Origin of the sequence: Helicobacter japonicus, assembly GCF_000762845.2 — a bacterium.
In the GTDB taxonomy this organism is placed as follows: Bacteria; Campylobacterota; Campylobacteria; order Campylobacterales; family Helicobacteraceae; genus Helicobacter_C; species Helicobacter_C japonicus.
Genome location: NZ_JRMQ02000021.1, coordinates 1 through 6,443 on the forward strand (window position 1 = coordinate 1; position 6,443 = coordinate 6,443).

Sequence of the window (6,443 nt, forward strand, 5' to 3'; positions counted from 1 at the left end):
TTAAGCCCACTTTAAGTCTTCATTTTGTAGTATTTCACTCCCATTTGATTGAGCTTCTAGTCTCTTCTTGTAGGTTTTAGCTATTTTTATGAGGTTTTGTTTAGGTTACAAACATTGCTAACATAAACTTATGCTTGAAATAAAAGTTAGGCTATATAAGTAATTCTTATGGTTGTTCTTTATCAATATAATCAATGTTTGCATTAGCTTTTAAGATAGAGCTTAAAGCTATTTTAGCTGGTTATATTTGGTATGATCTTTGACATCTAAGCAAGAAAATGAAGTTATTTTATATCCTTGATACATAGAGATTATAAAAAACTTGTATTTCTTAGTTCAATTCTTACAACTCAAATATGACTTTGAGAAGACTATAAATATAGTCTTAACTTTAGATTCTAGTATAGAATTTAAACTCTAGTCTTTGTGATTTTGTGATAAGCACTAAGAGATGAAGGACAAACTTAACCTTAAATCAATAAGGCTAAAACCTTATTGGGTTCTTTGAATCTTTTATTTAAGTAAAAAGAACTATTCTTTTATGGAGAGTTTGGTTTCATTATTGATTCTAAATTCCCCATTTTTATGGAGAGTTTGATCCTGGCTCAGAGTGAACGCTGGCGGCGTGCCTAATACATGCAAGTCGAACGATGAAGCTTTTAGCTTGCTAGAAGTGGATTAGTGGCGCACGGGTGAGTAATGCATAGGTTATGTGCCCTTTAGTCTAGGATAGCCACTGGAAACGGTGATTAATACTGGATACTCCCTACGGGGGAAAGTTTTTCGCTAAAGGATCAGCCTATGTCCTATCAGCTTGTTGGTGAGGTAATGGCTCACCAAGGCTATGACGGGTATCCGGCCTGAGAGGGTGAACGGACACACTGGAACTGAGACACGGTCCAGACTCCTACGGGAGGCAGCAGTAGGGAATATTGCTCAATGGGGGAAACCCTGAAGCAGCAACGCCGCGTGGAGGATGAAGGTTTTAGGATTGTAAACTCCTTTTGTGAGAGAAGATTATGACGGTATCTCACGAATAAGCACCGGCTAACTCCGTGCCAGCAGCCGCGGTAATACGGAGGGTGCAAGCGTTACTCGGAATCACTGGGCGTAAAGAGTGCGCAGGCGGGTAGTCAAGTCAGATGTGAAATCCTATAGCTTAACTATAGAACTGCATTTGAAACTGATTATCTAGAGTGTGGGAGAGGTAGGTGGAATTCTTGGTGTAGGGGTAAAATCCGTAGAGATCAAGAGGAATACTCATTGCGAAGGCGACCTACTGGAACATTACTGACGCTCATGCACGAAAGCGTGGGGAGCAAACAGGATTAGATACCCTGGTAGTCCACGCCCTAAACGATGAATGCTAGTTGTTGCCCTGCTTGACAGGGCAGTAATGCAGCTAACGCATTAAGCATTCCGCCTGGGGAGTACGGTCGCAAGATTAAAACTCAAAGGAATAGACGGGGACCCGCACAAGCGGTGGAGCATGTGGTTTAATTCGAAGATACGCGAAGAACCTTACCTAGGCTTGACATTGATAGAATCCTATAGAGATATGGGAGTGCCCTTTTAGGGAGCTTGAAAACAGGTGCTGCACGGCTGTCGTCAGCTCGTGTCGTGAGATGTTGGGTTAAGTCCCGCAACGAGCGCAACCCTCGTCCTTAGTTGCTAGCAGTTCGGCTGAGCACTCTAAGGAGACTGCCTTCGTAAGGAGGAGGAAGGTGAGGACGACGTCAAGTCATCATGGCCCTTACGCCTAGGGCTACACACGTGCTACAATGGGGCGCACAAAGAGGAGCAATACCGCGAGGTGGAGCAAATCTCTAAAACGTCTCTCAGTTCGGATTGTAGTCTGCAACTCGACTACATGAAGCTGGAATCGCTAGTAATCGTGAATCAGCCATGTCACGGTGAATACGTTCCCGGGTCTTGTACTCACCGCCCGTCACACCATGGGAGTTGTATTCGCCTTAAGTCGGGATACTAAATTGGTTACCGCCCACGGCGGATGCAGCGACTGGGGTGAAGTCGTAACAAGGTAACCGTAGGTGAACCTGCGGTTGGATCACCTCCTTTCTAGAGATATGTTAAAACATTTGCTTGTTTTAACCACTCTATGTCTTATAAAGAATAAAATAACTAAATAGACTTGCTTAGTTTTCAGAGATCTCCAAAGTAGCGGTTAAATAGTAAGCTTAAGGGGCTTATAGCTCAGGTGGTTAGAGCGCACCCCTGATAAGGGTGAGGTCAGAGGTTCAAGTCCTCTTAAGCCCACCAAACGAAATTCTTTTTTATTCTTTTGAAAGAGTTTTCAAAGTTTTTTTTGGTCATTACCTTTAAGGTAACTCCCTTCAAAAACTTTTCAACAACTTTCAAAATAATTAAAAAATAATTGCGTTTTAAATTATCAAACTATTAAGAGAAAGAATATAGAAACTAGATTCTTATCTAATAGTCCTTTTGGGGAATTAGCTCAGCTGGGAGAGCGCCTGCTTTGCACGCAGGAGGTCAGCGGTTCGATCCCGCTATTCTCCACCACTTTGGAGAGAAAGTTCTTAGGGGTTGTGTGAGAATAATCCTATATGTTTTCTTAAAAGAGAGGCTTATTAAGGTAGCTACATTAAAAAGCAAATGTATTATAAGATTGCAGAGTGAGATAGATTGTAAGCTTAATGCAAGGTTTAAATGTGTTTGAAAAGTTTTTAGAAAATTTAATAACTTATTTGTTTAATCTTTGCATTAGGCTTTCATTGTATATGAAGTCTAAAAGTTATTTGAAAATTTATTGTTAAAGCCTATATAGTAATTAACTACAATTACGCGATATATTGCTTATTGAAATACATTCAATAAGGCAGTATCCTTAGAAACAAAAAGCTTTTAAGGGCAAATGGTGGATGCCTTGGGTGATAGAGGCGATGAAGGACGTACTAGACTGCGATAAGCTAGGTGGAGCTGTCAAGAAGCTTTGATACCTAGATTTCCGAATGGGGCAACCCAATACATAGAGATATGTATTACCTGTAATAGGAGCGAACCTAGCGAAGTGAAACATCTCAGTAGCTAGAGGAAAAGAAATCAAACGAGATTCTCTTAGTAGCGGCGAGCGAACGGGGAAAAGGGCAAACCAGTAGCTTGCTACTGGGGTTGAGGACTGCAATATCCACTGCAATCTTTTAGCAGAATATTCTGGAAAGGATAATCATAGAGGGTGATAGTCCCGTATGCAAAAAGAGATTGTTAGGTAGCAGTATCCAGAGTAGGTCAGGACACGTGAAATCCGGGCTGAAGCAGGGGAGACCACTCTCCAACCCTAAATACTCCTATCACACCGATAGCGAACAAGTACCGTGAGGGAAAGGTGAAAAGAACCGCAGTGAGCGGAGTGAAATAGAACCTGAAACCATTTGCCTACAATCATTCAGAGCCCTATGATTTATCAGGGTGATGGACTGCCTTTTGCATAATGATCCTGCGAGTTGTGGTATCTGGCAAGGTTAAGCACACGTGAAGCCGTAGCGAAAGCGAGTCTTAATAGGGCGTTTAGTCAGATGCTGCAGACCCGAAGCCAAGTGATCTATCCATGGCCAAGTTGAAGTAAGTGTAATAGCTTATGGAGGACTGAACTCGTACCCATTGAAACGGGTTGGGATGAGCTGTGGATAGGGGTGAAAGGCCAAACAAACTTGGTGATAGCTGGTTCTCTTCGAAATATATTTAGGTATAGCCTCAAGTGATAGTAATAGGGGGTAGAGCTCTGATTGGGCTAGGGCTGCTCACCGCGGTACCAACCCCTGTCAAACTACGAATACCTATTACCGTATCTTGGGAGTCAGGCGGTGGGTGATAAAATCAATCGTCAAGAGGGAAACAACCCAGACTACCAACTAAGGTCCCAAAGTTCTATTCTAAGTGGAAAATGATGTGAAGTTACTTAGACAACCAGGAGGTTGGCTTAGAAGCAGCCATCCTTTAAAGAAAGCGTAACAGCTCACTGGTCTAGTGATTTTGCGCAGAAAATATAACGGGGCTAAGATAGACACCGAAGTTGTAGATTGTGCTGATGCACAGTGGTAGAAGAGCGTTCGTATCAGCGTTGAAGGCATACCGGTAAGGAGTGCTGGAGCGATGCGAAGTGAGCATGCAGGAATGAGTAGCGATAAAAGTGGTGAGAATCCACTTCGCCGAAAGTCTAAGGTTTCCTACGCGATGCTCGTCATCGTAGGGTTAGTCGGGTCCTAAGACAAGTCCGAAAGGGGTAGTCGATGGAAAATGGGTTAATATTCCCATACCAACATTAGTGTGCGATGGGGGGACGCATAGGGCTAAATGGCGTTAGCTGATGGAAATGCTAACTTAAAAGTGTAGATTGGAGGATTGGCAAATCCGCCTCTGTATTTGAAACTTGAATAGCTTCAAGCGAGCTTCGGCTTAATTGGAGTGCCATTGATGCCGTCGTGCCAAGAAAAGCCTCTAAGTTTAGCTAATGTTGCCCGTACCGCAAACCGACACAGGTAGATGAGATGAGTATTCTAAGGCGCGTGAAAGAACTCTGGTTAAGGAACTCTGCAAACTAGCACCGTAAGTTCGCGATAAGGTGTGCCCAAAGTCTAGCAATAGATGAGTAGGTCTCAGCAAAGAGTCCCTCCCGACTGTTTACCAAAAACACAGCACTTTGCAAACTCGTAAGAGGAAGTATAAGGTGTGACGCCTGCCCGGTGCTCGAAGGTTAAGAGGATTAGTTAGCAGCAATGCGAAGCTCTGAATTGAAGCCCGAGTAAACGGCGGCCGTAACTATAACGGTCCTAAGGTAGCGAAATTCCTTGTCGGTTAAATACCGACCTGCATGAATGGCGTAACGAGATGGGAGCTGTCTCAACCAGGGATTCAGTGAAATTGTAGTGGAGGTGAAAATTCCTCCTACCCGCGGCAAGACGGAAAGACCCCGTGGACCTTTACTACAGCTTGGCACTGCCGATGGGAGCATTATGCGCAGGATAGGTGGGAGGCTTTGAAATCTCCACTCTGGTGGAGATGGAGCCATCGTTGAGATACCACCCTTAATGTTTCTGTCTGCTAACTAGCTTGAGTTATCCTCAAGTAGGACAATGCCTGGTGGGTAGTTTGACTGGGGCGGTCGCCTCCTAAAAAGTAACGGAGGCTTGCAAAGGTTGGCTCATTGCGGTTGGAAATCGCAAGAAGAGTGTAATGGCATAAGCCAGCCTGACTGTAAGACAAACAAGTCGAGCAGAGACGAAAGTCGGTCATAGTGATCCGGTGATTCTGTGTGGAAGGGTCATCGCTCAAAGGATAAAAGGTACCCCGGGGATAACAGGCTGATCTCCCCCAAGAGCTCACATCGACGGGGAGGTTTGGCACCTCGATGTCGGCTCATCGCATCCTGGGGCTGGAGCAGGTCCCAAGGGTATGGCTGTTCGCCATTTAAAGCGGTACGCGAGCTGGGTTCAGAACGTCGTGAGACAGTTCGGTCCCTATCTGCCGTGGGCGTAGGAAAGTTGAGGAGAGCTGTCCCTAGTACGAGAGGACCGGGATGGACACGCCACTGGTGTACCAGTTGTTCTGCCAAGAGCATCGCTGGGTAGCTACGCGTGGATGTGATAACCGCTGAAAGCATCTAAGCGGGAAGCCAACTCCAAGATGAACTTTCCCTGAAGGTCGCAGCAAGACTAGCTGCTTGATAGGGTAGATGTGTAAGCATAGTAATGTGTTTAGCTGACTACTACTAATAGACCGTTTGGCTTTTTTCTAAGATACTGCCTTATTGAGTGTATAGAAATAAAATTTCGCTCGATAACTTATCACTTTATAGAATCTTGCATAAAGAGATCATACAGACTTATGTAAGAAAAATGAAGGTAATTGTAGGATAGAAACTATGAGGCTTTAACCCTAAAAGACAACTTTATCTAAGCAAAGGATAAAATGTTGAATAGGAAAATGGAAATAAGGATAAGTGCAATACTAACAAAATAGGTAGTCATCATTTTGTATATAGATACTTATATACAAAATGATGACTAAGGCTTTTTAAAAGAACTTCTTATGTAGATAATTTTATTTACAATACATAAAAGGTTAGAGTGTGTTAATATTATCTTTATTTCCCTTTTCCTTGTGTCTATAGAGAGAAGGCAACACCCAGCTCCATTCCGAACCTGGCAGTTAAGCTTCTCTTCGCTGATGATACTGCACTTTTCAAGTGTGGGAATGTAGGTCGATGCAGGGATAGGGAATATTCACTTTACTTCTTAAAGATTCTTTTTACATTACTATTTTATACAAAATCTATTATTTATATATAAGTATTTAGAGAGATTGCGCTTTTATTGTAATTGTATTTATAATATTGAAGAGAAAAAAAGCCTAATTGGTTCACTTTCATAGTGAATTTATAAGGATTAAATTTTAAAGCTATAGGG

At 43.0% G+C, this 6,443-nt stretch carries 2 tRNA genes and 3 rRNA genes; all 5 read left to right on the top strand.

Annotated features, from left to right (window positions below):
• Positions 1-582 precede the first annotated feature (582 nt).
• The 5 genes from LS65_RS09360 to rrf all read left to right on the top strand — a co-directional run bounded on the left by LS65_RS09360 (position 583) and on the right by rrf (position 6,250).
• Positions 583-2,079, top strand: a 16S ribosomal RNA gene (locus LS65_RS09360).
• Between the two features lie 124 nt (positions 2,080-2,203).
• Positions 2,204-2,280: transfer RNA gene (locus LS65_RS09365), tRNA-Ile, on the top strand.
• Positions 2,281-2,465: 185 nt separating this feature from the next.
• Positions 2,466-2,541: transfer RNA gene (locus LS65_RS09370), tRNA-Ala, on the top strand.
• 332 nt (positions 2,542-2,873) lie between these two features.
• A 23S ribosomal RNA gene (locus tag LS65_RS09375) occupies positions 2,874-5,771 on the top strand.
• A 363-nt stretch (positions 5,772-6,134) separates the two neighbouring features.
• Positions 6,135-6,250: ribosomal RNA gene (gene rrf / locus LS65_RS09380) — 5S ribosomal RNA — on the top strand.
• Together the 16S, 23S and 5S rRNA genes with 2 tRNA genes alongside form the textbook arrangement of a ribosomal RNA operon.
• Positions 6,251-6,443 lie beyond the last annotated feature (193 nt).